Below are 5,234 nucleotides of genomic sequence, written 5' to 3'. Positions count from 1 at the left end.
GCCTCGCGCGCCAGCATGCGGCCAGCGGCCGCAGCCAGGGTCAGGCTTCCATCACTTCGCCGAAGCGCTGCAGGTGGTAGTCGCTGTCGCCCAGCAACTGGTCCAGCATGGTCAGGCGCTTGAAGTAGTCGCCCACGGACAGCTCATCGGTCATGCCCATGCCGCCATGCAGCTGCACGGCCTGCTGGCCGACGAAGCGCCCGGCGCGGGCCAGCGTCACCTTGGCCGCGGACAGCATGCGGCGGCGCGCGGCGGGATCGGCCTCGTCCAGCGCCTGGACTGCGACGTAGGCCATCGACAGTGCCAGCTCCTTCTGCACCAGCATGTCGGCCATGCGGTGCTGCAGTGCCTGGAAGCTGGCCAGCGGCTTGCCGAACTGCTGGCGCGTGCCCAGGTACTCGGCGGTGATCTCGATCAGCTTTTCCATGGCGCCGGCGCCCTCGGCGCACAGCGCGGCAACGCCGTGCTCAAGGCCCACGCCCAGCGCGGCCAGGCCGTCGGCGGGCTGGCCCACCAGCGCGTTGGCCGGCACCGTCACGTCCTGCAGCGACAGGTCGGCGGCGCGCAGGCCGTCGACGGTCGGGTAGGCGGTGACGCCCAGGCCCTTGCTGTCGCGCGGCACCAGGAACAACGCAATCTCATTGCTGCCGGCCACGCGCGCGGTCAGCAGGTAGGCGTCGGCGGCGGCGCCGTGCCAGACCACGCTCTTGATGCCGTTGAGCACGTAGCCGTCGCCGCTGCGCTCGGCGCTGGCGCGGGCCGATTCCGGGCGGTAGCGGGTGGTCGGCTCCAGGTAGGCCAGCGTGACGATGCGCTCGCCCGAGGCGATCGCGGGCAGCCATTGTTCCTTCTGCGCGGCGCTGCCGTGGGCGGCCAGGATGGCCGCGGCCATCACGCCGCTGGGCGTGACCGGCTCCAGCACCAGGCCGCGGCCCAGTTCGCGCTGCACCACCAGCTGGCTGGCTGGGCCTTCGCCGAAGCCGCCGAAGTCGGCCGGCACGGTCAGGCCCAGCACGCCCATTTCAGCGAGCTTGTTCCACACGTCGCGATCCAGGCTCTCGCCTGCGCGCGCGCTCTTGCGGCGGGCCTCGAAGGTGTATTCGGTATCGATGAAGCGACGCAGGCTGTCCGCCAGCATCTGTTGCTCTTCGCTGTAGGTGAAGTCCATGTCAGCTATCCCTTCAGAAACCCAGGATCATCTTGGAGATGATGTTCTTCTGCACTTCGGTCGCGCCGCCGTAGATCGAGGTCTTGCGCATGTCGTAGTAGGTGGAGGCGGCAGGGGCGGCCCAGTCAGGGCCCGCCACCGGCTGCGTCGCGCCCGGCTCAAGCCAGTCCGGCGAATACGGCCAGGCGTTGGGGCCGGCCACTTCCATCATCAGCATGCCCAGGTCCTGCTGCACCTCGGAGCCGCGGATCTTGACGATCGAGGCCTCGGGGCCGGGGGTGCCGGCGGCCTGCGTGGCGACGCGAAGCAGCAGCATTTCCAGCGCCATGATGTCCATCTCGACGCGGGCGATCTTGTCGCGCATGCGCACGTCTTCGATCAGCGGGCGGCCGGCGCCGTCGGTGGCCTGGCTGGCGTAGTGCTTGAGCAGGCGCAGCTCGCGGTGGCAGTGGCCGATGCCGGCAATGCCGGTGCGCTCATGGCCGAGCAGGTACTTGGCATAGGTCCAGGCGCGGTTCTCTTCGCCGACCAGGTTCCCGACCGGCACTTCCACGTCTTCGAACCAGGTCTCGTTGACGTCATGGCCGCCGTCGAGCGTCTTGATCGGGCGCACCGTCACGCCGGGCGACTTCATGTCGATCAGCAGCATCGAGATGCCTTCCTGGGCCTTGGCCTCCGGGTCGGTGCGCACCAGGCAGAAGATCCAGTCGGCAAAGTGGGCCATGGTGGTCCAGGTCTTCTGGCCGTTGACGATGTACTTGTCGCCCTTGCGCACCGCGCGCGTCTTCAGCGAGGCCAGGTCGGAACCCGAGCCCGGCTCGGAGTAGCCCTGGCACCAGAAGTCGTCGATATTGGGGATGCGCGGCAGGAAGCGCTGCTGCATCTCGGGGCTGGCGTACTTCATCAGCACCGGCCCGATCATGGTCAGGCCGAACGGCAGCAGGCGCGGCGCGCCGGCGCGGAAGGTCTCGATCTCGAAGATCAGGCGCTGCAGCGCGGTCCAGCCGGTGCCGCCCCATTGCCTGGGCCAGGTCGGCGCACCCCAGCCGCGCGCCTGCAGGATGCGGTGCCAGCGGATGTAGTCGTCCTTTTCCACGCGCTGGTGGTTGAGAACCTTGTTGCGGATGTCTTCCGGCAGGCTGGCCTGCGCGAATGCGCGGACCTCCTCGCGGAAGGCCTGTTCCTCGGCGGTGAAACGCAAATCCATCTGAATGTCCCCTGTGGTACGCGGGCCGCGCGGCGCTTCTTGCCCTGTCTGGTTGTGCAGTGCGTCAAAGCGGCGGCCCTCACTGTGCCGGCCGATTGTAGGGGCCGGGCGCGATTCTTTGCTTCATCAATGATAAAGCCGTCCTTCGTGGAGGCGGAACCACCTGCGCCGGGTGGTGGCGGGGCGAACTGCGGCTGGCCAGTGGCGTTGACGAACACGGCCTTAGTGAATTCCAAATGGCTGCGGCACGGGGCTTGCAGCAAACTGATGCAGCCAGTTTCATGTGGCCGGGTGTATTCCGCCGCATATCCGAGTCAGCCTGCATCGAGAGACCCACCAGCACCATGTCTTCCTTCCGCCCCGAATACATCCACGACATCCCCCGCTACTGGGCCGCGCAGACGCCCGACGCGCCGTGCCTGCACGAGAACGGCGCCGTCATCAGCTACGGCGAGCTGTGGCGGCGCATCGAGGCCGCCCGCGACTGGCTGGCGGCGCGGGGCGTGGGCGAGGGCGACCGCGTGATGGTGGTCGGCGAGAACTGCAACGAGATGGTGGTCACGCTGTTCGCCAGCAGCCTGCTGCATGCCTGGCCGATCCAGGTCAATGCGCGCCTGTCCGCGCGCGAGATCGACAATATCCGCGATCATGCGCAGCCGGCGCTGGTGCTGTTCACCGGCCATGTCTCCGACGTGGCCGCGGCGCACGGCGAGCGGCTGGGCGCACAGGCCACCGGCTGCCCGGTGTTCGACGCTGGCATGCGGGTGGTGCGCGCGGCCACCGCGCCGCAGCGCGAGCCGGCCGGGCTGGCCCGCAGCGTCGCCACGCTGATCTATACCTCCGGCACCACCGGCGCGCCCAAGGGCGTGATGGTGCCGCATGCGGGCCTGACCCAGTTTGCGCGCATCTCTGCCACCTCGCGCGACATGGGCCCGGCCGACGTGGCCTACGGCGCCTTGCCGATGTCGCATATCTTCGGCATTGCCACGGTGCTGATGGCCACGCTGTATGCGGGCGCCAGCCTGTTCCTGCGCCCGCGCTTCGACGCCAATGAAGTGTTCGAGTCGCTGGCATCGCCCGGCGTCACCATCCTGCAGGGCGTGCCGACCATGTTCACGCGCATCATGGCGGTGGCGCCCACCGTCGGCGCGAAGCCCGGCGCCTATCCGCGCCTGCGCTACCTCTATACCGGCGGCGCGCCGCTGGACCCCACGCTCAAGCGCGAGGTCGAAACCCTGTTCGGCCAGGCGCTGCACCATGGCTACGGCATCACCGAATACGCCGGCTCGCTCTTCATCACGCGCATGGAAGCCCCGCGCGCCGACTGCTCGGCCGGCTATATCGTCGAAGGCGTCGAGATCGAGATCACCGATGCCGAAGGCAAGCTGCTTCCCGCCGGCGAGCGCGGCCAGATCCGCGTGCGCGGCCCGGGCGTGATGCTGGGCTACTACCGCAACCCCGAGCAGACCGCCGAGGCGCTGCTGCCCGGCGGCTGGCTCAATACCGGCGACCTGGGCTACCTGGATGCCGACGGCGCGCTGTTTATCTCCGGCCGCTCCAAGGACCTGATCATCCGCTCCGGCTTCAACGTCTACCCGATCGAGGTCGAGTCTGTGATCAATGCCTTCCCGGGCGTGCGCCAGTCGGCCGTGGTCGGACGCACCACCGGCGACGGCAACGAGGAAGTGGTGGCCTTCATTGAAATGCAGGACGGCGCCGAGCTTGACCGCAAGGCGCTGGACACCTACCTGCGCGAGAGCCTGGCCCCGTACAAGCGCCCGGCCGAGGTCCGCCCCGTCGACGTGATTCCGACCACGGCGAGCGGCAAGCTGCTCAAGCAGCCGCTGCGCGCCATGCTCGATTAAGCGCCCGCCGGGCCCGCCGGCCCCGGGCAATATCAGCCATACCTGGAGGAGACAATAATGAAGACATGGACGACACTGGCAGCCCTGACCGCCACGCTGCTGCTGCAGGGCGCGGCGTGGGCCGCCGACGCCTACCCGTCGCGGCCGATCAAGCTGCTGGTGGGTTACGCGCCCGGCGGCCCGGTCGACACAGCCGCGCGCATCTATGCCGAGCAACTCGGGCGCGTGCTCAAGCAGCCGGTGGTGGTGGATAACCGCGCGGGCGCCAGCGGCGCGATCGCCGCCGACATGACCGCCAAGGCGGCGCCGGACGGCTACACGCTGTATTTCGTCGCCAGCCCGACCATGACCATGACGCCGCTGATCCAGCACTCGGTCAATTTCAATCCGGTCAAGGACTTTACCTATATCGGCCTGATCACCGATTACACCAACGTGCTGCTGGTGAACAAGGACTTCCCGGCGAAGAACGTGGGCGAGCTGGTCGACTATGCGCGCAAGCATCCTGAGGGGGTCTCGTTCGGCTCGGCCGGCATTGGGGCATCGAACCACCTGTCGGCGGAATTGCTGGCTCAGATGAACAGCGTGAAGATGCTGCATGTGCCGTACAAGGGCAATGCGCCGGCCATGGCTGACGTGATGAGCGGCAAGGTCACGTTCATGTTCGATATTACCGGCACGGCCATCGGGCATATCAATGGCGGCAAGGTGCGGGCGCTGGCGGTCACGTCGAAGACCCGCAACCCGGCATTGCCGAACGTGCCGACCATGATCGAGTCTGGCCAGAAGGACTATGACCTGACTGGCTGGTATGCGCTGGTGGGGCCGCAGAAGCTGCCGGCTGATGTGGTGGACAAGCTGGTCAAGGCGCAGAAGGCGGTTGGGGAGGATGCTGCTTTCCGGCAACGGATGACGGCTGGGGGGTATGACGTGAATATCAGCACGCCGAAGGCGCTGGGAGATCGGATTCAGCGGGAGCTGGCGTTGTGGGGTG

4 protein-coding genes are annotated in these 5,234 nt (G+C 67.9%); 2 read left to right on the top strand and 2 right to left on the bottom strand.

From position 1 onward, the window contains the following. Positions 1-40: 40 nt before the first annotated feature. Positions 41-1,168: an acyl-CoA dehydrogenase family protein gene (locus tag AC3WRR_RS35945; RefSeq protein WP_492299556.1), complete on the bottom strand. Its 1,128-nt coding sequence runs from the start codon at positions 1,166-1,168 to the stop codon at positions 41-43. 13 nt (positions 1,169-1,181) lie between these two features. Further along, positions 1,182-2,375 (bottom strand): acyl-CoA dehydrogenase family protein, encoded by a 1,194-nt coding sequence (locus AC3WRR_RS35940; protein WP_010813959.1) that lies wholly within the window; start codon positions 2,373-2,375, stop codon positions 1,182-1,184. Between the two features lie 344 nt (positions 2,376-2,719). Here AC3WRR_RS35940 and AC3WRR_RS35935 point away from each other — a divergent pair, with 344 nt between their 5' ends. Beyond that, positions 2,720-4,240 (top strand): class I adenylate-forming enzyme family protein, encoded by a 1,521-nt coding sequence (locus tag AC3WRR_RS35935; RefSeq protein WP_439669759.1) that lies wholly within the window; start codon positions 2,720-2,722, stop codon positions 4,238-4,240. A gap of 57 nt (positions 4,241-4,297) precedes the next feature. Continuing rightward, the coding region (locus tag AC3WRR_RS35930) for a Bug family tripartite tricarboxylate transporter substrate binding protein (protein ID WP_492299555.1) at positions 4,298-5,234 on the top strand (937 nt) is incomplete at its 3' end.

Source organism: Cupriavidus sp. FW305-3-2-15-C-LB2 (genome assembly GCF_058787575.1).
Note: the sequence above shows the minus strand (reverse complement) of the source record. Positions and strands in the feature narration are given on the sequence as shown.